Below are 20,372 nucleotides of genomic sequence, written 5' to 3' on the forward strand. Positions count from 1 at the left end.
TCGACCGCACAGTCCGAGAGGTGGCGCGATGAAAGCGGTCGTCGTCGCCGCCGGCGAGGGGACGCGGATGCGGCCGCTGACCGCGAACCGGCCGAAGCCGATGCTCCCCGTCGCGGGCAAACCCATGCTCGAACACGTCATGGATGCCTGCGAGAGCGTCGTCGACGGCTACGTCCTCGTCGTCGGCTATCACGCCGACGCTATCCGCGAGCACGTCGGCGACGAGTTTCGCAACCTCCCGGTCGACTACGTCGAACAGGATGAACAACTCGGAACGGCCCACGCCATCGGGACAGCCGAACCGCACGTCGACGAGCGGTTCCTCGCGCTGAACGGCGACGTCGTCTTCGACCCCGGCCTCGTCCGACGCCTCGCGGAGACCGGGACGACGACCATCGCCACGATGCGCGTCGACGACCCCACCTCGTACGGCGTGGTCGGACTGGACGGCACCGGTGCGGACGGTCTCAGGCACGCCGACAGCATCGTCGAGAAACCCGACGACCCGCCGTCTAACCTGGCGAACCTCGGCCTGTACGCGTTCGACCCGGCTATCTTCGACTACATCGAGCGGACCGGAATGAGCCAGCGCGGCGAGTACGAGATAACCGAATCGCTGGAGATGCTGCTGGATGATGACCATCAGGTCGCCGTCGTCGAACACGACGACCGCTGGCTAGACGTCGGCCGGCCGTGGGAGTTGCTTGACGCCACCGAGGCGAAACTCGACGACCTGGAGAGCCGGATCGACGGCGAGGTCGAGGAACGAGCGACGCTGAAAGGCCCCGTCGTCGTCGAGGAAGGGGCTCGCGTTCGCGACGGCGCGTACGTCGAAGGGCCGGTGATCATCCAGTCCGGAGCCGACGTCGGGCCGAACGCCTACGTTCGCGGCGCGAGCGTCATCGGGCCGGACGTCCGCGTCGGCAACGCCGTCGAGGTGAAAAACTCCATCCTGATGGCCGGCGCGTCCGCCGGCCACCTCTCGTACGTGGGCGATTCGGTGGTCGGCCGCGACGCGAACTTCGGGGCCGGGACGACCGTCGCCAACCTCCGGCACGACGACGACAACGTGAAGATGACGGTCAAGGGCGAACGCGTCGACACCGGCCGTCGCAAGCTCGGCGTCGTCTTCGGTGACGGGGTAAAAACCGGGATCAACACGAGTCTCAACCCCGGGACGAAACTCAGTGCCGGCGCGATGACGCGGCCGGGGGAGTCCGTCATGGAAGACAGAGGTGATTCGATATGAATCCGACCGGTGAGTCACAATGAGAGGGACCGTGCTATGAAAGCAGTTATCCTCGCGGCGGGCGAAGGCCAGCGGCTCGAACCGCTGACGAACCGCCGACCGAAGCCGATGGTTCCCATCGCCAACCAGCCGCTTCTGGAGTACGTCATCGAAGCCGTTTCAGACGCGGGGATCGACGAGATAGTCCTCGTCGTTGGGTACAAGCGCGAACGCATCCAGACGTACTTCGGCGACGGCCACCGCTGGGGCGTCGACATCGAGTACGCGACTCAGGGGAAACAGCTCGGGACCGGTCACGCCGTTTTGCAGGCCGAATCGGCCGTCGGCGACGATTTTCTGGTACTCAACGGCGACCGGATCATCACCGCCGGCCTGGTCGAACGGCTGGTCGAAAACCACGCCGAGACGGACGGGACGCTGATGGCCGTCACGCCCGCCGACGACCCGAGCGAGTACGGCGTCGTCACGCTGGACGGGGACGGCGTCTCGGGGATTACGGAGAAACCGCGCGCGGCCGCTGTCCCGTCCGATATCGTCAACGCCGGCGTGTACGCCTTCGACCAGTCCGTGTTCGAGTATATCCGCGCTATCGACCCTGGTTCCGACGGCGAGCGTGCGCTCACCGCCGCGATAGAGGCCATGATCGGCGACCGTCCGGTACGCGCAGTCCGATACCGCGGCCTCTGGGTCGACGTCTCCTATCTCTGGGACGTTACGGCCGTCACGGCGCAGGTTCTCGATGCGGCGGACGACCCGGTACAGAACGGCACCGTCGAGGCGGGCGCCCACGTCGCCGATAACGTTCGGATCGGGTCGGGGACCCGCGTCGGTTCCAACGCGACCATCAGGCGGGGAACAGCGCTCGGAAACAACGTCACTGTCGGCGCGAACGCCGTCCTCTCGAACGTCGTCGCGTTCGACGACGCCACTATCCACGACGGCGCGGTCCTCCGCGACTGCGTCGTCGCGGAGAACGCGACTGTGGGGCCGAATTCCACGTCCCCCGGCGGTCCCGCGGACGTGATCGTCGACGGCACGTACTTCGAGGATGTCGACCTCGGGGCCGTCGTCGGGGACAACGCGAGCGTCGGGGCGGGCGTCGTCCTGGACGAGGGAACGGTCATTGGCGACGGCGCGCGCGTCGGAGACGGGGTCACCGTCTCCGGGCGCGTTCCGCCCGACGCGGAGGTGCGGGGGGGATAGCATGTGTGGAATCATCGGCTACGTCGGCGATACGTCCCCCATCTCGGTCGTCGCGACCGGCCTGAAGAACCTGGAGTACCGCGGCTACGACTCCGCGGGGGTCGCCCTCAACGACGGTGCCATCGAGGTGTACAAGCAGCAAGGCGAGATCGACGACCTCCAACTGCCCGAGTCGACGGACGCGAAACTGGGTATCGGCCACACGCGCTGGTCGACTCACGGCGAACCGACCGACGAGAACGCCCACCCGCACACCGACTGCGAGGGGCGGATCGCCGTGGTCCACAACGGGATCATCGAGAACTACGACAGCCTGCAGGACGAACTCTCGGACCACGAGTTCACCAGCGAAACCGACACGGAAGTCATCCCGCACTTGCTGGAAGAGGTGTACGTCGGCGACGACCTGGTCGGCGCGGTACAGGCCGTTCTCGACCGACTGGAAGGGAGCTACGCCTTCGCGGTTACGGCGGTCGGCCACGACGGCATGGTCGCCGCGCGGATGGACAGCCCGCTCGTCGTCGGCCACGGAGAGGACGGGAACTTCCTTGCCAGCGACGTCACCGCGTTCCTCGAACACACCCGCGAGGTGTCCTATGTCGAGGACGGCGACGTCGTCTCGGCCTCGGCCGACGGCATCACGGTGTACGGCGACGAGGGTGTCGTCGACCGGGCCGTCCGGACGGTCGACTGGGAAGCCGAAGCGGCGGAGAAGGGCGGCTACGATCACTACATGCTGAAGGAGATCCACGAGCAACCCCGCTCGCTCCGCCAGACGCTCTCGGGTCGGGTCGACGCGGTCGGCGGAGATGTCGACCTCGAACTCGACATGCCCGAGCAGTATCTCCAGTCCGTCGAGGAGGTACAGGTCGTCGCCTGCGGCACGTCCTATCACGCCGGCCTGTACGCCCAGCAGTTGATCGAGGAACTGGCGGACGTTCGCGTCTCCGTGAAGGTTGCGAGCGAGTACGAGTTCACCGGCGGGCGCGACCCGTGGCGGACGCTCGTTGTCGCCGTCACCCAGAGCGGCGAGACGGCCGACACGCTCTCGGCGATGCGCGAGGCCGCCCGCGCCGGCGCTCGGACGATGGCGGTCACGAACACCGTCGGAAGCACGGCCGCCCGCGAGGCCGACGACGCTATCTACATCCGTGCCGGCCCGGAGATCGGCGTGGCGGCGACGAAGACGTTCGCCGCGCAGGTGACGACGCTGTCGCTTCTGTCCGTCTATCTCGGGCGCGAACGCGGTATGCTGTCGGCCGACGACGCGAGCGAACTGCTCGAAAACGCTCGCGGACTCCCCGGGGCTATCCAGCAGATCCTGGACGTCGAAGACGAGATCCGCGAGGTGGCGGAGGAGTACGTAGACGGCGAGGCGTTTTTCTTCGTCGGCCGAAAACTCGGCTGTCCAGTCGCGCTGGAAGGCGCGCTGAAACTCAAGGAGATATCCTACGCCCACGCGGAGGGGTTCGCCGCGGGCGAACTGAAACACGGCACCCTCGCGCTGGTGACGCCGAACACGCCCGTGCTTGCGGTTCTCACGGAGGGGGCGAACCCGAAGGCGACGCTCAACAACGTAAAGGAGGTCGAATCCCGCGGCGCGCCCGTCATCGGCATCTCCTCGTATGAGGGAGCCGAAAAGTTCCTCGATGCGACGTTCGACGTGCCCGAACTCGGGCGACTGGAACCGCTCCTGGCGAACGTCTACCTGCAATTGTTCGCCTACCACGTGGCGAAGATCATGGGGCGCTCTATCGACAAGCCACGGAACCTCGCGAAAAGCGTCACAGTCGAGTAGCCAGTAGTCCCCGCGGTCGGTAGGGGCTGAGGCGGTTCGCGTCCCTTCCGACGCGGTCGGCCACTGATAGGGACTGCTGTGAGTCATTTCGGCATCGACCGCACGTTCTCGTGCGGTCGTAGCGGGAAACAGTTATAGTAGCGCTTGCAACTGTTTACAGATCCGATCGCACGCAGTCGTGCGATCGAGTGTGTGATGACTTGCAAGCGCTACTATACAGTAGTCCCTCTCAGACGGCGAGACAACCGAAAGGCGGACCCGAACTGTCGGATTCGTCCGAAGCTAGCTACGTTGCACACCGGCGCTCGAACTGCCGACAAGATTTTTCACCCTTCCGCGTGAGGGTCCCTTTCATGGAGGAAGCGTTTGTCCAGTTGGTCTGTCCTGAATGTACCAAAGATTGGGAGTCGTCGCCGAGCGAACTGCCTCGCTACGACAGTATGTTCCACTGCCCGAACTGTCACGCCACTCGACGCACGGCAGAGTTCGCGCGGACCAATCGCGACCTGGAGACGTTGAAATCGCTCCAGTAGTCACGAACTGGTCGCCGAGCGCGCGCCGCAAGCCTCACACCGGAGAACCGGGACGCCCTGTTCGCGTTCGATCCGCGTATCGGGTAGGCCGCACTCGTCGCAGAGAACGAACTCCTCAGTGTACTCGTCGACGGCATCTGCGATCCGATCCTGGCCGAACTCACCAGTCAGTCTGGCCCGGCCGCTCTCGTCGATGTGGCCGCTGGTTCCGAGTTCGTCCTGCAGATATTTCACGACGTGGTCGTGGTCCCTGCCGAGCGTGTCGACCGTGTCCTGGAAGTTCTCGTACACGGTCGATTTCCCCTCTTGGCGTACGTCGGGTTCCGGAACGTCGAACCGGTCGCTGCTCCCCTCTATCTCCGGTGTCTTTTCGATGGCACGGTTCAGTTGATCGTCGTAATCCATACGCGTACAATGCCGATTCCTGAACAAATTACTGTCGGCTTTCCTCAATTGAGGGTGCTGATGGCCCCTGCATGGGGGCAACGGCGTCACTCGGGCCGGAGAAGTTGCACCCTCTTTGAGTAATATCACCGTCAGATCACTTCGTCGTCCAGGGCTTTGAACTGCAACGTACTTCGGGTTACATCTACAATCCGATCCGTGCAGAATCATTGGTATTAAGCCTCATACTCCGGCTATAGAGAGATATGTGTTAACGGGACTCAAGATAATAATATAACCCTCCAGTCGTAAGCAGTGGATGTCTATGAAAAAGCAGGAGCTCATCCACCTTCACGGCCTGCTTGCAGAGGTTTCCAATCACCACGAAGAGCGACACGAGGTTACCGTCGATCTGAGTGAATACGAGGCTCTCGGTGTACGACCGACATCGATTCACAAATCAAAAACAGACCACAAGGCCGCAGTCTTTGCACTGGCAAACGGCATTACTTCTCAGATGGAAGGCGACGAAGAGTCGGAAACGGTCCACGCAACCGCCGACTGAACGGTAACTCGCGTGCGTTCTGTGGCTCACTACACCCCGTAGCTACTGCGTTCCAGTAGAACTCACGTTCTCTTTCGTTCTCACTGCTACACCTCGGCGTTCGGGAAAACTGCAGAAATGTCGTTTCGTCGACGAGCGGTACGGAACGACCTGCGTTACTCGATGAGGTCCTCGAACTCGGGGAGAACCTCGTCGTCGTCGCTCTCGGACGCCGCCTCCTCGTCCGTGTCGGCGCTGTCGGTGGTCTGTTCCTCCGAATCCTCGTCGGCCGATTCGTCTTCGATGACTTCGACCTCGATCACCTCCAGCGGGATGTTCTCCAGTCGCTGCCCTATCTCCTTTCGGGCGATGCGAGAGGCGTGCTCTTCGCGCTCGACGTTGAACACCGTCATTTCGAGCTCCAGCGCGACGAGGCTCTCGTCGGCCGCGATGAACGCAGGGTCCTGTCCCTCACCGCAGTGGGGGCAGGTCCGTTCTCCCATATTTATTTCGACGTAGTTGAGATCCGGATTCAACATCTCGCCCGTTTTCGAGATGGCAATCCGGACGGCTTCGTCCGAACTCCCTACGTCGTACACCGGCACTGCCGCCTCAACGACAACTCTGCAGTTCATCTGTATATTGTTCTTCATTGGCCAACAGTAAGAAGCTTAGCCCTCCCCGAACTCGAAACCGACAAGCCCCGTCCCGCCCTGTACACGACCGATGGAATCGGGTGTTATCGACGTGGCGGCGCTCCCCGGCGGCTTCGATCTGCAATCGACTGTCGAGAGCGGTCAATCGTATCTCTGGCGGCGTGAAGACGGACGGATGTACGAGACCGACGACCCCTACGGCGGGTCGGATCAGTATTACACCGTGGTCGACGGCGAGGTGATCCGGGCGCGCCAGGAGGGGACCGAACTACGGTGGGAATCGACGACCGACGCCGAACCGTACCTGTTCGACCTCCTTCGACTCGACGACGACCTAGAGGCTATCGTCGCGGCGTCGCCCAACGACGACCTGATCCGCGAGGCGTACGACACCTACCGCGGGCTGCGACTCGTCCGGGACCCCCCGTTCGGCTGTCTCGTCTCCTTTATCTGCTCGGCACAGATGCGCGTCTCTCGCATCCACTCGATGGTGACTGCACTCGCCGAGGCCTACGGCACTCCCGTCGAGTTCGACGGCGGGACGTATTACGCCTTCCCGACGCCGGAGCAACTCGCGGGCGCGACCGAGGCGGAACTCCGGGATCTCGGACTGGGCTACCGCGCACCCTACGTCCAGCGCACCGCCGAGATGGTCGCCGACGGCGAGGCACACCCCGCCGACGCGCGGGACCTGCCGTACGAGGAGGCCCGCGACTACCTCACGCAGTTCGTCGGCGTCGGAGACAAGGTGGCCGACTGCGTCTTGCTGTTCTCGCTCGACTTCCTCGAAGCCGTTCCGCTCGACACCTGGATCCGATCGACTATCGAGGAGTACTACCCCGAGGCCGACCGCGGGAACTACGCGGACACCTCGCGCGCGATCCGCCAACGCTTCGGCGCACCGGCAAGCGCCGCGGACGGCGGTTCGTCAGGGTCGGCTGGCGAGGGGACGTACGCCGGTTACGTCCAGACCTACGTATTTCATCATCTCCGGACGGCGTGAGCGACGAGGACAACGGACGCCTGTCTCGAACCCCGATCTGGACGCGATAGCTTCTTACTGTGTGCAGTCGATACGCCAGCCATGAGCGACCGCTCGCGCGCACACGTGTTCGTCTCGGGCCGGGTTCAGGGCGTCTACTTCCGCGCGACCACCCGGGACACCGCCCGGGAGAACGGCGTCGACGGCTGGGTTCGTAACCTGCAAGACGGCCGCGTCGAGGCCGTCTTCGAGGGTCCCGAGGACGCCGTCGAGGAGATGGTCGAGTTCTGTCACGAGGGCAGTTCGAGCGCCGACGTGGAAACAGTCGAGGTAGAGTACGAGGAACCGGAGAGCGAGGACGGGTTCCGGATACGGCGGTAGCGGGTCGTGGCACCGGCTGTGACCGTTCACTGGTTTTTCCACTCTCCGGGCTCCTCACCGTGTATTTCGCCCTTTGCTTCGCGGTCGCTCGGCCACTTTGCGATCACGACGATACTGAGGTAAAACGCGCCGAGAATCACGGCCACGACGACTCCGCTAACGCCCGGTAATTCCGCCGCCTCGGTCCACCGCGCTTCCGGTGTGAACATCGTGACCTTCGCGACCCACCCGATGCCGAGAATGCCGAACAAGAGCCCGTATACGCGGTGAACGCGCCGAGACAACGCTTCGGTCACCGTCACTTTGAACGTCGGGTTTCGGAGGTCGTCACTCAACTCTTCGCGCCAGTTCGAATGCTCGACGCCGGTCGGTTCTAACGCGTTCGCGTAAACGTTCTCTTCCACGAACCGGACGCGCGAACGGTACAGGTCGAAAAAGCGGTAGCGACGCACTTCGTACGAGAGGAAGACACACAGTATGACGATTCCCACTATTAGCAGATACGCCGGCATATCCGGGCTTGAAAACACGACTGATAGCAGTGCGGCGATGAGGGTTATCGCCCAGTTCGTCGTCTGGTCGATCCGGTTCTGATTACTGGTCGCCTGGCTGATCCCGCCCCTGTAAAAATCGGAGAGGAGCGTGAGGAGAGTTTCAGTGTCGTCGGCGATTTCGGCGGCGATATCCTCGTCCTCTCGATGAAGCGGTCTATCCGTGTGCTCGTCGTCAGCAGCCATGCGACGACTGTCCACGGCCACAGCCATAGTTCCCGAACTCCCCGTGGCCGACGAGTCCGGCGGTTCCGTTCGGTACGGACCGGAGGAAACGAACAGGTTGGGCCAGCCTCGGCTGGCTTTCGCAACTGCAAAGACCCGTCGCCGCCGTTATCGTGGCATGTACGAGGCGGTCCACGCCCACCCGGACGGCGACAGCACCGTCGCCAGGCTCGCCCGAACGGCCGGCGAGTACGGCTACGACGGCGTGGTCGTCCGCAACCGGAGCGACGCACGCCCCGACTACGACGCCGACCGCATCGGCGACGAGTACGGCGTCGACGTGGTCGACGGGCTGGAAATCCGCGCCGACGGCCCAGAGCAGGCGAGTGGGTACGTCGGAAACTACCGCCGCGACGTGACCGTTCTCCTCTTGGAGGGCGGAACGCCCGAACTGAACCGCTTCGCCGTCGAACAGCCACGCGTCGACGTACTTGCGCGGCCGATGGCCGGTGACGGCGATTTCAACCACGTGCTGGCAAAGGCCGCCCGCGAAAATGGCGTCCGCGTCGAGTTCGACTTCTCGCCGGTCCTGGGCCTCACCGGCGGCCCGCGCGTGCAGGCGCTCTCCGACATGCGGAAACTCCGGGAGGTTGTCGACCAGTACGACGCGCCGTACGTCGTCAGCGCGAACCCCTATTCGCACTTACAGCTCCGCGCGCCACGAGAACTGATCGCGGTCGGCGAACTGGTCGGGTTCTCTCGGGAGTGGATGGCGGACGGCCTCCGGGAGTGGCACCGTCTCGCGGAGCGCAATCGGGAGCGCCAGTCCGAGTCATTCATTGAACCCGGAGTCAAACGAGGTACGTATGAAAAAGAGCCTTGAGGAACACGCAGCGCGGTTCAGCGAGATAGCCGACGAGTACGACGACGATAACTCGCCGGAGTACCGTGCCTGTGCGGACCTTGTGGTCGAACACGCCGCTCCCGAGGCTGACGACACCGTTCTCGACCTCGGTTGTGGAACCGGCGCTATCGCACTGGCGCTTGCCTCCGACGAAAGCGACTCCGGGGCACCGAACGGTCAGTCGGGAACCGCCCCGGCCGGCCGCGTGATCGGCCGCGACATCAGCGAGGGGATGCTCGAACAGGCCGAGTCCAAGGCCGAGGAACGCGGCCTCGGCAACGTCGAGTTCGGGGAGGGACGCTTTCGAGACCCTAACGCCCCCGCCGACGCGGACGTGGATGTCGTGACAACCAACTTCGCCATGCACCATCTGAGCGACGACGAGAAGCGAGAGGGGATCGCCGCAATCGCCGACTTGGAGCCGCGACGCGTCGTCATCGGCGACGTGATGTTCTTCGGGGAACCGAACCCGGACGTGCCGTTTTACAGCCCCGAGGTCGACGACCCCGCGACGGTCGGCGTCCTCGCTGACGCACTGACCGACTCCGGGTTCGCGCTGACGGCCGTCGAGATGGTCCACGACCAGGTCGGCGTCCTCGCCGCGGAACGCGTCCCGGGCGTGGCGGCCGACACTGACGGCGTCCCGTCTATCGACGAGCCTGACCGGGGCGCATGAAGCACCTCCCGAAACATCTCAGACCGAAATGGCGCTACCTCGCAGTCGGCATCGAGACCTGGCCTGACGGCGAGGTAGAGCGCGGCCCGTTCCAGCGCGAACTGTGGTACGCCGCCCAGAACCTCGTCGGCGATGCCGGGAGCGCGGACGCGGATCTGACGCTGCTCGACTTCGAGTTCGAGGACGGGTACGGCGAGACCATCGTCCGCGTCCGCCACGGTCACACGGACGAGGCGCGGGCGGCGATCGCCTGTATCGACGAGGTCGACGGTCACCCCGTCGGCGTCGTCGTTCGGGGGATGAGTGGGACCATTCGCGCCTGTGAAGAAAAGTATTTAGGACGGCGTGGGGAATTCTCAGCCCAGAGAACGGTCGCGTTCGAGAACCAGGAACGGACTGCCGTCGTTCGAAACGGCACCTACGACGTTCGAACCGACGGATCGTTTTCGGGCGCGACGGAACTCGATTTCGAGTGATACTATGCAGGGACAAGCTAAACAGCAGGCCTACGACCGCGGAATCACTATCTTCTCACCGGACGGCCGTCTGTATCAGGTCGAGTACGCTCGCGAGGCTGTCAAGCGAGGGACGGCGAGTATCGGCGTTCGGACGGCGGACGGCGTGGTTCTCGCCGTCGACAAGCGCATCCGCTCGCCGCTCATCGAGGGAACGAGCGTCGAGAAACTGCACAAGGTCGACGATCACGTCGGCATCGCGAGCGCCGGCCACGTCGCCGACGCGCGTCAGCTCATCGACTTCGCCCGACGCCGCGCACAGGTCAACCAGTTGCGCTACGGCGAACCGATCGGCGTCGAGATGCTGACGAAAGACGTTACCGACCACATACAGCAGTACACGCAGGTCGGCGGCGCTCGCCCGTTCGGCGTCGCCCTCATCGTCGGCGGTATCGAGAACGGCGAACCGCGCCTGTTCGAGACGGACCCGTCGGGAACTCCCTACGAGTGGAAGGCGCTCGCCGTCGGCGCTGACCGCGGCGAGATCCAAGAGTACCTCGAAGAGAACTACGAAGAGGACGGTGATCTCGACGGCGGCATCACGCTGGCGCTCGAAGCGCTCGCTACCGCCAACGACGGCGAACTCTCGCCGCAGCGGCTCGGTCTCGCGACGGTCGACGCTGAATCGGAGTCGTACATCGAACTCACCGACGACGAGATAGCCGAGTACCTTTCGGAGCACGACCTGCTTGCCGACGAGACCGGCGACGAACCCGCCGACAGCGAGGAGTCCGACGACGACGGCAGCGAGGAGTAATCTCGCTCGCTCGACAGAGAGTTCTCTCGCGGGAAACACCTTTTAACCGGGCCGCGTTACTGACGGATATGATTTCGCTAGAGGACGCGGTGACGGCGCGGCTCGAGTCCCACGGGGCGCGCTTCGAGGTACTCGTCGACCCCGACGCTGCCCTCGAGATCAAACGAGACGAGTTCGAGGGTGAACTGGAGGACGTTATCGCCGCGGAGGACGTCTTCGAAAACGCGAGCAGGGGAGACCGTCCCGCGGAAGCCGACCTCGAAGAGGTGTTCGGAACGACAGACCCACTGGAGATCATCCCCGAGGTGATACAGCGCGGAGAGATCCAGATCACCGCCGACCAGCGTCGGGAGATGCAAGAGCAAAAGCACAAACAACTCGTTCAGCGCATCGCGCGCAACGCGGTCAACCCCCAGATGGACGACGCTCCCCATCCTCCCGACCGCATCGAGAACGCGCTGGAGGAAGCCGGTTTCACCGTCGACCCGATGGAACCCGTCGAGAACCAGGTCGACGAGGCGCTCGACGACCTCCGCCCGATCATTCCGATCCGGTTCGACGAGGTGACTGTCGCGGTCAGCGTTCCGGCGGACCACGCGGGGAGCGCGCAGGCAAAGATCCGCGAGTACGGCGACTTAGAGCGCGAAGAGTGGCAACCTGACGGGTCGTGGATAGGCGTCCTGACGTTCCCGGCCGGACTCCAGAACGACTTCTACGACACTGTGAACGAACTGACGAGCGGCGAGGCGGAAACTCAGATCGTCCGTGACGAAGACGAGATCAGCACGCGCTGAGAGGGACTATCGTAATTCAGTTCGGTTTTTCGACGACGCGGTGACGGCGAATACCGGTACACAGTTGCAACGGTCCTTACGAGACGCCGACAGCGTACCGCGAGACGGTGGGAACCGCACGTAGACGCAGAAAAGTTCGGGGTCCGTTCGAATCGACTCCTTTCGGTTTCGAATTCCTTCTGAGCGGACTACCCCTTCTTGAATCCGACCAGGAAGCCGCCGGTGAATCCGACGCCGAGAGAGAGCGTGGAGATGATCGGCTGAATCCAGTCGTTTGTGTTCTCGACCGTGTCGCCTGTTTTCAGCAGACCCGCGGAGAGGCGGTTCCAGTCGACGAACAGGATACCCTTCGCTTCGAGGAACTTGAAAAGCGCCAGCTGGACGCCGACGATGATCGCGAGGATCTTGGCTATTTTCTTGGCCGCGAAGCCGATGACCGCGCCGATAAAGGCCCCGCTTCCAAACTCCAGACCCAGCTGTTGTGGGTCGAGTTCTATCATGTTCGATACGACGAGCGCTAGTAGTTATGAGCTTTGTGCCATGAATCGACAGGAACGGAACCCTGCCGGCAGGTATCCGTCACTGCAGATACATCAGCACCAGTATCTCTTGGACTCTGAACGCATCGCCGCGGGGCGGACCGGGTTTAAATGGGTCGAGCGCGTACTCCCGACAAAGGGTGACAGCGATATCGCACGCACCAGCGGACACACGATGAAGGCCATAATCGCCAAGCGCGTCGACTCAGGGACCGCAGACACCGAGGAGATCGCGGACCTGGCACGCGCTGGAGGATACACCGTCGTCGACGAAGTAACCCAGACCCGCGAGGAGGATTCCGCGCTGGAACTCGGGGAGGGGAAAGTCGAGGAACTCGCGGCGAAGGCGAGACGGACCGGAGCAGAGACCGTTATCTTCGATAACCGACTCGGCCCCTACCAGACGTTCAATCTCGGGAAGAAACTCCCCGGTGGGGTCGAAGTCGTCGACCGCTTCACGCTCATTCTGGACATCTTCGGCCAGCGAGCGCAAACGCGAAAGGCCCAACTTCAGGTCGAACTGGCCGAACTGCGGTACGAACTCCCGCGGGCCGAGGCGAAAGCCAGCCTCGCAAAGCGGGAGGAACGGCCCGGGTTCATGGGTCTCGGCGAGTACGACGAGAGCCGCGAACAGGACCTCAAGGCCCAGATAAGCCGTATCAAGGACGAGCTAGCGAAGATAGAACAGACCGAGAAACACCGGCGTGACCAGCGACGCGAGTCCGGGTTCGACCTCGTCGCTCTCGCCGGCTACACGAACGCCGGCAAGTCGACGCTGATGCGCCGCCTGGCGGAAGACCTAGACGTCGATGAGAACGAGGACCTCCACCCCGACCTCGACGAGACCGCGGAGTCGGAGGACCAGCTGTTTACCACTCTCGGCACGACGACACGCCGAATGGACATGAAACGGCGCGACGTGTTGCTTACGGACACCGTCGGATTCATCAGCGATCTCCCGCACTGGCTCGTCGAATCGTTCAAATCCACGCTCGACGAGGTGTATCAGGCCGACCTCGTTCTGCTCGTCGTCGACGTGAGCGAACCGGTCGCGGACATTCGCGAGAAACTCGTCACCAGTCACGACACCCTCTACGAGCGCAACCAGGCGCCGATCGTCACGGTGTTGAACAAGGTCGACATCGTCGACGACGAGGAACTCGACGAGAAGCGCGAAGCGCTGTCGGCACTGGCTCCGAACCCGATCCCCGTAAGCGGCAAGGAGGGTATCGACATCGACCGCCTCCGCGAGCGCATCGACAGCGAACTCCCGGACTGGGAACACGAGACGCTCGTCATGCCGATGACCGACGACACGATGAGCGTCGTCTCGTGGCTCCACGACCACGCCCGCGTTCAGGACGTGACCTACGGCGATGGCGACGTGGTTATCGAGTTCGAGGCCCGTCCCGCCGTCGTCGAACAGTCCCGCGCGAAGGCGTCCGACCTCTCGGTCGTCGAGTCGGCGTAGTTACTCGTTCTCGCCCGCTTTAGCGTCCCGTAGCAGACGTTCGCCGCGGTCGCTTTCGACGGTGAGGTCCGGGACCGTCGTCGGGGTTCCGTTCTCGTCGACGGCGACGAAGACGAACTGCGATTCCGTGGTCTGTTCGCGTTCCCCAGTCCGGGGGTTCTCACGGAACGCCCGGACCCGCGTCCGGACGCTCGTTCGCCCTGACCCGTGAACGTACGCCTCGATGGCGACGGTGTCGCCAGTCGGTACAGGGTTGCGAAAGTCCATGTTGTCGATGCTCGCGGTGACACAGGACTCTCCCGCGAAACGCATCGCCGACATCGCGCCGATCTCGTCCATCCACTTCATGACGTTTCCCCCGTGGACCGTCCCGTAATTGTTGGCGTGGTTCGGCTGCACTCGACTCCGGTTCTCGATATACGTGTCTATCAGCGTCGGCATGGGACCGCGTTCGGTCGGGGGGTCAAAGAGCCTTCGTCTCCCGTCTTCAGCGGCGCAAGCCAGCGGCTCGGTCTATCGCCGACTCCGTCTCGGCCACCAGTTGCTCGACGACATCGTCAGCCGACAACACGTCGTCAGTCAGACCTGCACTCTGCCCGGCAAACAGCGCCATCTCGTCGATATCGCCGGAGACATCTGGAGTCGCTAGCGCTTCCGAGTACCGCTCTATCGACGTACCGTCCGCGGACTCGGCGACGACAGCGTCCTCGCCTGGGCGGTCCCCCGGTTCAGGTTCGTCTGCTGCTCGCCATTGTCGGACGGTGTCGTTTTCGACGACACGGTGGGACATTCCCGGCCACCCCTTGTCGAACAGACCCGTGTAGACGGTTTCAGTTTCGTCGACCGCAGTTACCCGTTCGCGGTACCCGCGGTGCACGTTCGCCTCCTCCGTGGCCAGGAAACGGGTGCCGAGCCATGCCGCGTCCGCCCCGAGCGACAGGACGGCGGCGACCCCTCGGCCGTCGGCGATGCCGCCGGCCGCAACGACCGGAACGTCGACGGCATCGACCACCCGCGGTACCAGCGGAAGCGTCGCCACCTCGCTCTGCACGTGGCCGCCGGCTTCCCAGCCCTGCGTCACGACTGCGTCGACGCCCGCCGCCTGAGCCGTTCGCGCTTCCGCAGCGCTCCCGACCGTCTGGAGGACCAGACCGTCCGCGTCGTGGACCTGATCGACGTACGGTTCGGCGTCACCGAACGATAGCGAGACGATCCGCGCACCCGCGTCGAGACAGACCGACAGATGTTCGTCGGTCGGTCGCTCCCTCGTCGCATCGTCGAGGACGAGATTAACGGCGAACGGACGGTCCGTCAAGGCACTCGTTCGCTCGATCGCCCGCTGTGTTTCCTCCCGGTCGCGCCAGGTGACTGCGAGGTGGCCGAGACCGCCGGCGTTCGACACTGCAGCGGCGAGCTCGGGACACGTCGCGCTCCCGATTGGTGCCTGTACGACGGGGTGTTCGACCCCTGCCAGTCCCGTGAACGCTGTTTCCATGTGTTTTCCCACAGGGTTCCGAGATGAGTATTTTCCGGCAATCCGTCCATCAGTTTATACACCAGTACGGGGATACCGCCCACTGTGATCTGAGAACTGCCGCGGGACGAAACGCGGTTGCGCGACACGGCGTCCCGCGAACACGAGTGTCGCCTGTTCGCCCAGACCGGAGACCGAGGACGGCCCTACTCCAGCGGTCGCTTTGCCTTCTCGACGACGCTAACGTCATCGATTCCCGTATCCGGATACCCCCCGTCGTCGTCCTTCTCGGCGGCTTTCACCATGTCCCAGACGACGTTCAGCCCCGTCGTCACCCCTTCCAGCGCCTCCATCTCGCATCCGGTCTTCCCCGTCGTCTCCACCGCGACCGTCAGTTCGATACTCTCATCGCTCACGTCGAACTCGGTGTCGACGTTCGTGATCGGGATCTGGTGACACATCGGGATCGTCTCCCAGGTGTGCTTGACGGCCTGAACCGCGCCCACGCGGGCCGTCGCTAACACGTCGCCCTTCCCGATCTCGTCCTCGCGGACGGCGTCGACGGTCGACGCCTGAAGGCGAATCCGGCCTCGGGCGACGGCCCGCCGCGCGGTGTCTGGTTTGTCGCCAACGTCGACCATCTGTACGTCACCCTCGTCGTCGGTGTGGGTCAGTTCGTCAGTCATTTGTCGTCACCCCACATCGCCGGAGGGATGCGATCTAACAGGTCCGTCGGGAGTATCCCGTACTCCCGGTCCCCGACCGCGAGATCGCCAGCCCGTCCGTTGACAAAGGCCGCAATGCCTGCTGCTGTCAGGGTGTCGTGTCCGCTCGCCAGCGCACCGGTGATACCGGCGAGAACGTCACCGGTGCCGCCGACTGTCATCCCCGGATTGCCCGTTCTCCCTACGCGAGTCTCTTCGCCGTCCGAAATGATATCGTGAGCGCCTTTCACCAGCAGAGTCACGTCCAGTTCGTCGGCGTAGTTCTCGACGAGACTCATCCGTTCGCGCCAGTCGTCAGCGGTTTCGCCGCCCATCGATTCGAGTTCGCCCTGGTGCGGCGTGCAGATCAGGTCGGCGTCAGTATCGACCTTCGGAACTTCGCGAAGCGGGTCGGCGTCGACGACGCACGTCCCATCGTAGGCGGAGAGGAACTCCCGGGCGGCCGCGTTCGTCTCTTCGGCGTGGCCGAGGCCGGGACCGAACACGACGGCGTCGTGGTCGTCCGCCAGTTCGAGCAGTCGGTCGACGTGGCCCGGCTGTACTCTGTCGCCCGGTAACTCGCGGACGATGAGGCTCTCTTCGTACCCCTGGATCTCTCGGACGACGGTTTCGGGCGCCGCGACCCGGACGAGGTCCGCACCCGCTCGAAGCGCCGCCTGTGCCGAAAGCGCCGGCGCACCAGTGTACGGTCCACCCCCGACGACGAGCACCTCTCCGTGGTCGCCCTTGTGACTCTGTGGGTCTCGCGAAAGCGCCAGGAGGTCACCCCGTTCGACGAACAGTTCGGCGGCGTCGGGGATACCGATGTCAGCGATGCGTACCGCCGCGTCGAGACCGGCCAATCCCGGCTTCCGGTCGTGGAACGTGACGACGCGGTCGGCGTCGACGGCGACGCCGTCGGTTTCGCCGGTGTCCGCGTCAACTCCCGAGGGAACGTCGACGGCGACGACCGTCGCGTTGCTTTCGTTTATCGCCCGGGCCGCCGTCGCTTCGGGTTCGCGGAGGGCCCCCGTCGCGCCGGTGCCGAGCATCCCGTCGACGATAACGTCACAGTCGGGGATATCGACTGCCACCGAGTCGGTGAACTGGCGGGTGTCGCACTCGACCCGTTGTAACGCCTCCCAGTTCTCGCGGGCGATCTCGGTGCCGATGGTGTCGGCGCGGCCGAGGAGAACGGTCGTCACGTCGTACTCGTCGAGAAACCGGGCCGCGACGAACGCGTCGCCGCCGTTGTTCCCACGTCCCGCGACGAGAACGACACTGTCGCCTCGTTCCGCGATATCACGAACTTCGCGGGCGACAGCGTTGCCGCTCGACTCCATGAGTTGCTTTCGCGGTACGCCCAACGCCTCTGCGTTCGCGTCGATGGCGGCCATCCTGTCGCTCTGTATCATACGCTGCAGTTCGACAGCCGCGGGCGTTAACGTTGCGGGACCGGTCCCGTCTCCCGCGAATCGCTACTCACAGGGCATGTCTTCGTCTTCGGAGACGTCCCCGACGAGTACGAGGCCGCACATCGTTCCCCCGCCGTGGTTCGAACAGTAGTACTCGTATATCCCCTCGAAGTCGAAACTGTGGGCGGCGTTCCCGTCGGGCGCTAACTGGGGCGTCGCGTCCCACGACTCGGCATCGTCGTGAAACTCGGCGCTCGTCACCGTGTGTGCCTCGTCGGTTTCGTTGACCCACTCGACGGTCACACCTTCGGCGGTGCAGAGAACCGGACCGGGTCGAACGATTCATCGGTTATCGTGACCGTCTCGTCGGCAACGTCCTCTTTGCCGTCGCTTCCGTCGCTGTTGCCGTCACCAGAGCCAGCGACCAGGGGAGTCGATAGCGCGGCCGTGGCCGAAAGGAATCTTCGTCGGTTCATTGTAGCGTCGCCGTATTCGCGGCCTAGAACGGTCCCAAGCGACGCTCCTTAGTGGTATGTGGGCGACAGGACGGAAGCGATCCGGTCAGTCCCCGTTGGTCAGCGCCTCCCGCACGTTCTCGACGGCGGCCTCCTTCTTGGCCGGGTAGGCCTCAACTTTCGCCCGGAACGTGATCCCCTCGCCGAGTGCGGCGTCACCGCCGAACGCCGCCTGTTTATCGAGATGCATGAACAGTTCCGTGTTCTCGGTGACGCGTTCGTCGAGTTCGTCGACGACTGTCTCTATCTCGCTGAGTTCCATGATCCGGTCGAGGGCGTGGCGGATGTCGTCAGCGTTCTCGATGCGGGCCGACAACACGATGATTCGGTCGCCGTGGTGGCCTTCGCTCTCCGCTCGCTCGACTGGGAACTCCTCGGGCAGGAACGTCCGCAACGCTTCCTCGACGCGCTTCTCGTCCTCGGTCGCGTAGCAGAACGTACGGAGGTCGACGTAGTGAAACGGGACGTTCGACATCGAACTGCTGCTTACTCCTCTACGGATTCGAGCGAATCCTCAGGGACACCCGTCTCCTGACCGTCCTCGAAGCTGACGGTGTACGTGCTATCGCCGAACATCGTGTCCATCACCTGGGTGACTGTCCCCTCCTCGCCGTCGTGTTCGCTGTGCTCGTCGTGCAGGACCACGCGGTCGTCCTCTTCGAAGCTCATACGAGTCCGTTCCCTCGGCGTCGACAAAAAGGGATTGATCCGTCCGCCGATTCCGTCGCGGTTCAGTCGCCCGGAACCCCGTTCGAGTCCTCTCGGGGGACGTCGAGCGTCCACACCCTGTAGCTGACGCAGACACTGACCACGATCAGAAGACCGTACAGGGTGACGGTGGCGGTCGTCAACACTGGCGTGACGACGCTCATGACGCCTGCCCTGACGGGGTCGAGCGTATCAGCCATCGCGAGCACCCGGTCGATCTGGGCGGGGAGTACCGGAAACAGCATTGCCAGGGTGCCGATACAGAGGGTGCGCCGGATCGCGGGCTGTTTGATGCCGTACAACAGCGGAAGCAGCGGGACTAGGAGGTAGACGGCGTGATGGATCATCGTTGCCGGCGTGACGAGCAGACTCGCTGTCAGCGTCACGAGGAACGCTACCAGCCGGTCGATGACTGTGACGGTACGCATGAAACAGACCACTATCACGGGAAGGAACGCGATAACGGCGATCGCGACGTAGGCGTTCGGTGATAGCTCGGGGAACAGAACTGACAGCGGCCGGTGGAGCGTCAGCGACGAGTAGTTGGGATCGATCCCCGACGCGGCAGTTTCCAGACGGCTCCGCTCGTACAGCACGAAGTGGAGATATCTGCGGTGTGTCTCGACCCCGAAAACGGCGAAACTCGCGACGATCGCTCCGACACCAGTTGCTACGGCGGCGGCGACCGCGCGGTACGCGCGTCGGTAGAGCAACCACGCGCCCACCACTACGGGGAATAGCTTGATCACAGCCGCGACGGCGAACAGGACGCCAGCCCGTGTCTCACGCCCGCTCTCGAGGGCGAGAAAGCCCCCGGCGAGCGTCACACAGACGAGCGGATCGATCTGCCCCTGACCGATGACGACCGCGGAAAACGTGTTCGTGACGATGAACAACGTCAGGAGGAGGCGGTCGACGCGGGCGAGACGCTCCCGCCGGACCCGTTCGACGATCCGGATCACCAGACGAGCCGTGAGTACGAGGAGGCCGATGTTTACGATGGTGGCGGCCGCATACGCGCCTGTCAAGGACGGGAAGGCGGCGAATGGAACGAACAGCAGTACGACTATCGGTGGGTACACCCACCTCCCTCCGCCGACGGAGGGGCTCGCTCCGATGAACGGTTCACCGGAAACGAACAGTTCGGCGGCGTGTCGGTACGCCCGGAAGTCCCATGCGAGCGGTGTCGTGTCCGCAAGGAGGAGGTAATACAGGGGGACGAGCGTTCCGCCGACGATGCCGGCGAGCAACACGGCACGTACGAGCGTGTAGTCGGCGAGGCGGTCACGGATCGGCCGGGAGTCCACATCGAGGTCAGTTATCGTCGTCATCTTGGAGGCGGCTACGTGTCGTGGAGTTGGGGGACGTTTTCTCGGACACGATTTACCGTATAATAAACCCTACCAAGACACGTCTTTTCAACTTTTCGCAATGTTACCGGAGTAGTACGGTCT

26 protein-coding genes are annotated in these 20,372 nt (G+C 63.8%); 13 read left to right on the forward strand and 13 right to left on the reverse strand.

Annotated features, from left to right (window positions below):
- Nucleotides 1–28 precede the first annotated feature (28 nt).
- The 4 genes from glmU (at nt 29) to EYW42_RS20085 (ending at nt 4,783) form a co-directional block, all read left to right on the forward strand.
- Nucleotides 29–1,249, forward strand: a complete 1,221-nt coding sequence (gene glmU / locus EYW42_RS06295) for a bifunctional sugar-1-phosphate nucleotidylyltransferase/acetyltransferase (RefSeq protein WP_135534401.1) — start codon at nt 29–31, stop codon at nt 1,247–1,249.
- 36 nt (nt 1,250–1,285) lie between these two features.
- On the forward strand, nt 1,286–2,452 hold the full coding sequence (locus tag EYW42_RS06300; RefSeq protein ID WP_135534402.1) for a sugar phosphate nucleotidyltransferase: 1,167 nt from the start codon (nt 1,286–1,288) through the stop codon (nt 2,450–2,452).
- A 1-nt stretch (nt 2,453) separates the two neighbouring features.
- Nucleotides 2,454–4,250: a glutamine--fructose-6-phosphate transaminase (isomerizing) gene (gene glmS, locus EYW42_RS06305; protein ID WP_135534403.1), complete on the forward strand. Its 1,797-nt coding sequence runs from the start codon at nt 2,454–2,456 to the stop codon at nt 4,248–4,250.
- Nucleotides 4,251–4,603: 353 nt separating this feature from the next.
- The gene (locus EYW42_RS20085; RefSeq protein ID WP_135534404.1) at nt 4,604–4,783 is read left to right on the forward strand and encodes a DUF7836 family putative zinc-binding protein; all 180 of its coding nucleotides are present in this window, start codon (nt 4,604–4,606) and stop codon (nt 4,781–4,783) included.
- Here the strand turns inward: EYW42_RS20085 and EYW42_RS06315 are convergent, their stop codons facing one another.
- The gene (locus tag EYW42_RS06315; RefSeq protein WP_135534405.1) at nt 4,784–5,188 is read right to left on the reverse strand and encodes a translation initiation factor IF-2 subunit beta; all 405 of its coding nucleotides are present in this window, start codon (nt 5,186–5,188) and stop codon (nt 4,784–4,786) included.
- A gap of 304 nt (nt 5,189–5,492) precedes the next feature.
- On the opposite strand from EYW42_RS06315, the gene EYW42_RS06320 reads away from it, so the two are divergent.
- Nucleotides 5,493–5,732: a UPF0058 family protein gene (locus EYW42_RS06320; protein ID WP_135534406.1), complete on the forward strand. Its 240-nt coding sequence runs from the start codon at nt 5,493–5,495 to the stop codon at nt 5,730–5,732.
- 155 nt (nt 5,733–5,887) lie between these two features.
- On the opposite strand, the gene EYW42_RS06325 is transcribed toward EYW42_RS06320, so the two are convergent.
- Nucleotides 5,888–6,346 carry a DUF555 domain-containing protein gene (locus EYW42_RS06325; RefSeq protein ID WP_135534407.1) on the reverse strand — a complete coding sequence of 153 codons (459 nt, stop codon included), beginning with the start codon at nt 6,344–6,346 and terminating at the stop codon, nt 5,888–5,890.
- A 91-nt stretch (nt 6,347–6,437) separates the two neighbouring features.
- On the opposite strand from EYW42_RS06325, the gene EYW42_RS06330 reads away from it, so the two are divergent.
- Both EYW42_RS06330 and EYW42_RS06335 read left to right on the forward strand, forming a co-directional pair.
- Nucleotides 6,438–7,370 (forward strand): DNA-3-methyladenine glycosylase family protein, encoded by a 933-nt coding sequence (locus EYW42_RS06330; protein ID WP_135534408.1) that lies wholly within the window; start codon nt 6,438–6,440, stop codon nt 7,368–7,370.
- 81 nt (nt 7,371–7,451) lie between these two features.
- Nucleotides 7,452–7,730, forward strand: a complete 279-nt coding sequence (locus EYW42_RS06335) for an acylphosphatase (protein WP_135534409.1) — start codon at nt 7,452–7,454, stop codon at nt 7,728–7,730.
- Between the two features lie 26 nt (nt 7,731–7,756).
- On the opposite strand, the gene EYW42_RS06340 is transcribed toward EYW42_RS06335, so the two are convergent.
- Complete coding sequence (locus EYW42_RS06340; RefSeq protein WP_135534410.1) at nt 7,757–8,467, reverse strand: DUF2270 domain-containing protein; 711 nt, start codon at nt 8,465–8,467, stop codon at nt 7,757–7,759.
- Nucleotides 8,468–8,624: 157 nt separating this feature from the next.
- Between EYW42_RS06340 and EYW42_RS06345 the strand changes: the two genes are divergently transcribed.
- The 5 genes from EYW42_RS06345 (at nt 8,625) to EYW42_RS06365 (ending at nt 12,092) form a co-directional block, all read left to right on the forward strand.
- Nucleotides 8,625–9,329 (forward strand): RNase P subunit p30 family protein, encoded by a 705-nt coding sequence (locus EYW42_RS06345; RefSeq protein ID WP_135534411.1) that lies wholly within the window; start codon nt 8,625–8,627, stop codon nt 9,327–9,329.
- Nucleotides 9,313–10,026, forward strand: coding sequence for a class I SAM-dependent methyltransferase (locus EYW42_RS06350; RefSeq protein WP_135534412.1), 714 nt, complete (start codon nt 9,313–9,315; stop codon nt 10,024–10,026). The genes EYW42_RS06345 and EYW42_RS06350 overlap by 17 nt, the downstream gene beginning before the upstream one ends.
- Nucleotides 10,023–10,502 (forward strand): Rpp14/Pop5 family protein, encoded by a 480-nt coding sequence (locus tag EYW42_RS06355; RefSeq protein ID WP_135534413.1) that lies wholly within the window; start codon nt 10,023–10,025, stop codon nt 10,500–10,502. The genes EYW42_RS06350 and EYW42_RS06355 overlap by 4 nt, the downstream gene beginning before the upstream one ends.
- A 4-nt stretch (nt 10,503–10,506) precedes the next feature.
- Nucleotides 10,507–11,298, forward strand: coding sequence for an archaeal proteasome endopeptidase complex subunit alpha (gene psmA / locus EYW42_RS06360; RefSeq protein WP_135534414.1), 792 nt, complete (start codon nt 10,507–10,509; stop codon nt 11,296–11,298).
- Between the two features lie 68 nt (nt 11,299–11,366).
- The gene (locus EYW42_RS06365; RefSeq protein ID WP_135534415.1) at nt 11,367–12,092 is read left to right on the forward strand and encodes a ribosome assembly factor SBDS; all 726 of its coding nucleotides are present in this window, start codon (nt 11,367–11,369) and stop codon (nt 12,090–12,092) included.
- Nucleotides 12,093–12,280: 188 nt separating this feature from the next.
- On the opposite strand, the gene EYW42_RS06370 is transcribed toward EYW42_RS06365, so the two are convergent.
- Nucleotides 12,281–12,592 (reverse strand): FUN14 domain-containing protein, encoded by a 312-nt coding sequence (locus EYW42_RS06370; protein WP_135534416.1) that lies wholly within the window; start codon nt 12,590–12,592, stop codon nt 12,281–12,283.
- Nucleotides 12,593–12,806: 214 nt separating this feature from the next.
- Between EYW42_RS06370 and hflX the strand changes: the two genes are divergently transcribed.
- A complete protein-coding gene (gene hflX, locus EYW42_RS06375; RefSeq protein ID WP_135534760.1) occupies nt 12,807–14,102 on the forward strand; it encodes a GTPase HflX in 1,296 nt (431 codons plus the stop codon).
- On the opposite strand, the gene EYW42_RS06380 is transcribed toward hflX, so the two are convergent.
- The 9 genes from EYW42_RS06380 to EYW42_RS06415 form a co-directional block, all read right to left on the reverse strand.
- Nucleotides 14,103–14,543 carry an acyl-CoA thioesterase gene (locus EYW42_RS06380; RefSeq protein ID WP_135534417.1) on the reverse strand — a complete coding sequence of 147 codons (441 nt, stop codon included), beginning with the start codon at nt 14,541–14,543 and terminating at the stop codon, nt 14,103–14,105.
- Between the two features lie 46 nt (nt 14,544–14,589).
- The gene (locus EYW42_RS06385; protein WP_135534418.1) at nt 14,590–15,597 is read right to left on the reverse strand and encodes an NAD(P)H-dependent flavin oxidoreductase; all 1,008 of its coding nucleotides are present in this window, start codon (nt 15,595–15,597) and stop codon (nt 14,590–14,592) included.
- A 185-nt stretch (nt 15,598–15,782) separates the two neighbouring features.
- Nucleotides 15,783–16,262, reverse strand: a complete 480-nt coding sequence (gene moaC / locus EYW42_RS06390; RefSeq protein ID WP_135534419.1) for a cyclic pyranopterin monophosphate synthase MoaC — start codon at nt 16,260–16,262, stop codon at nt 15,783–15,785.
- Nucleotides 16,259–17,695, reverse strand: a complete 1,437-nt coding sequence (locus EYW42_RS06395) for an NAD(P)H-hydrate dehydratase (RefSeq protein WP_135534420.1) — start codon at nt 17,693–17,695, stop codon at nt 16,259–16,261. The genes moaC and EYW42_RS06395 overlap by 4 nt, the downstream gene beginning before the upstream one ends.
- Nucleotides 17,696–17,758: 63 nt before the next feature.
- Nucleotides 17,759–17,998, reverse strand: coding sequence for a cupredoxin domain-containing protein (locus EYW42_RS06400; protein ID WP_161972915.1), 240 nt, complete (start codon nt 17,996–17,998; stop codon nt 17,759–17,761).
- The gene (locus tag EYW42_RS19440; RefSeq protein ID WP_161972916.1) at nt 17,995–18,171 is read right to left on the reverse strand and encodes a hypothetical protein; all 177 of its coding nucleotides are present in this window, start codon (nt 18,169–18,171) and stop codon (nt 17,995–17,997) included. The genes EYW42_RS06400 and EYW42_RS19440 overlap by 4 nt, the downstream gene beginning before the upstream one ends.
- An 85-nt stretch (nt 18,172–18,256) precedes the next feature.
- A complete protein-coding gene (locus EYW42_RS06405) occupies nt 18,257–18,685 on the reverse strand; it encodes an RNA-binding protein (protein ID WP_135534422.1) in 429 nt (142 codons plus the stop codon).
- A gap of 11 nt (nt 18,686–18,696) precedes the next feature.
- A complete protein-coding gene (locus EYW42_RS06410) occupies nt 18,697–18,879 on the reverse strand; it encodes a DUF1918 domain-containing protein (protein ID WP_135534423.1) in 183 nt (60 codons plus the stop codon).
- A 62-nt stretch (nt 18,880–18,941) separates the two neighbouring features.
- Complete coding sequence (locus EYW42_RS06415; protein ID WP_135534424.1) at nt 18,942–20,249, reverse strand: glycosyltransferase family 87 protein; 1,308 nt, start codon at nt 20,247–20,249, stop codon at nt 18,942–18,944.
- Nucleotides 20,250–20,372 lie beyond the last annotated feature (123 nt).

It is taken from the genome of Halostella pelagica, from assembly GCF_004762015.1.
In the GTDB taxonomy this organism is placed as follows: domain Archaea; phylum Halobacteriota; class Halobacteria; order Halobacteriales; family Natronoarchaeaceae; genus Halostella; species Halostella pelagica.

Bases quoted from the DNA above. Each gene is read 5' to 3' on its own strand.
- glmU (WP_135534401.1), top strand. From the start codon at position 29: ATGAAAGCGGTCGTCGTCGCCGCCGGCGAGGGGACGCGGATGCGGCCG.
- EYW42_RS06300 (WP_135534402.1), top strand. From the start codon at position 1,286: ATGAAAGCAGTTATCCTCGCGGCGGGCGAAGGCCAGCGGCTCGAACCG.
- glmS (WP_135534403.1), top strand. From the start codon at position 2,454: ATGTGTGGAATCATCGGCTACGTCGGCGATACGTCCCCCATCTCGGTC.
- EYW42_RS20085 (WP_135534404.1), top strand. From the start codon at position 4,604: ATGGAGGAAGCGTTTGTCCAGTTGGTCTGTCCTGAATGTACCAAAGAT.
- EYW42_RS06315 (WP_135534405.1), bottom strand. From the start codon at position 5,188: ATGGATTACGACGATCAACTGAACCGTGCCATCGAAAAGACACCGGAG.
- EYW42_RS06320 (WP_135534406.1), top strand. From the start codon at position 5,493: ATGAAAAAGCAGGAGCTCATCCACCTTCACGGCCTGCTTGCAGAGGTT.
- EYW42_RS06325 (WP_135534407.1), bottom strand. From the start codon at position 6,346: ATGAACTGCAGAGTTGTCGTTGAGGCGGCAGTGCCGGTGTACGACGTA.
- EYW42_RS06330 (WP_135534408.1), top strand. From the start codon at position 6,438: ATGGAATCGGGTGTTATCGACGTGGCGGCGCTCCCCGGCGGCTTCGAT.
- EYW42_RS06335 (WP_135534409.1), top strand. From the start codon at position 7,452: ATGAGCGACCGCTCGCGCGCACACGTGTTCGTCTCGGGCCGGGTTCAG.
- EYW42_RS06340 (WP_135534410.1), bottom strand. From the start codon at position 8,467: ATGGCTGCTGACGACGAGCACACGGATAGACCGCTTCATCGAGAGGAC.
- EYW42_RS06345 (WP_135534411.1), top strand. From the start codon at position 8,625: ATGTACGAGGCGGTCCACGCCCACCCGGACGGCGACAGCACCGTCGCC.
- EYW42_RS06350 (WP_135534412.1), top strand. From the start codon at position 9,313: ATGAAAAAGAGCCTTGAGGAACACGCAGCGCGGTTCAGCGAGATAGCC.
- EYW42_RS06355 (WP_135534413.1), top strand. From the start codon at position 10,023: ATGAAGCACCTCCCGAAACATCTCAGACCGAAATGGCGCTACCTCGCA.
- psmA (WP_135534414.1), top strand. From the start codon at position 10,507: ATGCAGGGACAAGCTAAACAGCAGGCCTACGACCGCGGAATCACTATC.
- EYW42_RS06365 (WP_135534415.1), top strand. From the start codon at position 11,367: ATGATTTCGCTAGAGGACGCGGTGACGGCGCGGCTCGAGTCCCACGGG.
- EYW42_RS06370 (WP_135534416.1), bottom strand. From the start codon at position 12,592: ATGATAGAACTCGACCCACAACAGCTGGGTCTGGAGTTTGGAAGCGGG.
- hflX (WP_135534760.1), top strand. From the start codon at position 12,807: ATGAAGGCCATAATCGCCAAGCGCGTCGACTCAGGGACCGCAGACACC.
- EYW42_RS06380 (WP_135534417.1), bottom strand. From the start codon at position 14,543: ATGCCGACGCTGATAGACACGTATATCGAGAACCGGAGTCGAGTGCAG.
- EYW42_RS06385 (WP_135534418.1), bottom strand. From the start codon at position 15,597: ATGGAAACAGCGTTCACGGGACTGGCAGGGGTCGAACACCCCGTCGTA.
- moaC (WP_135534419.1), bottom strand. From the start codon at position 16,262: ATGACTGACGAACTGACCCACACCGACGACGAGGGTGACGTACAGATG.
- EYW42_RS06395 (WP_135534420.1), bottom strand. From the start codon at position 17,695: ATGATACAGAGCGACAGGATGGCCGCCATCGACGCGAACGCAGAGGCG.
- EYW42_RS19440 (WP_161972916.1), bottom strand. From the start codon at position 18,171: ATGAACCGACGAAGATTCCTTTCGGCCACGGCCGCGCTATCGACTCCC.
- EYW42_RS06405 (WP_135534422.1), bottom strand. From the start codon at position 18,685: ATGTCGAACGTCCCGTTTCACTACGTCGACCTCCGTACGTTCTGCTAC.
- EYW42_RS06410 (WP_135534423.1), bottom strand. From the start codon at position 18,879: ATGAGCTTCGAAGAGGACGACCGCGTGGTCCTGCACGACGAGCACAGC.
- EYW42_RS06415 (WP_135534424.1), bottom strand. From the start codon at position 20,249: ATGACGACGATAACTGACCTCGATGTGGACTCCCGGCCGATCCGTGAC.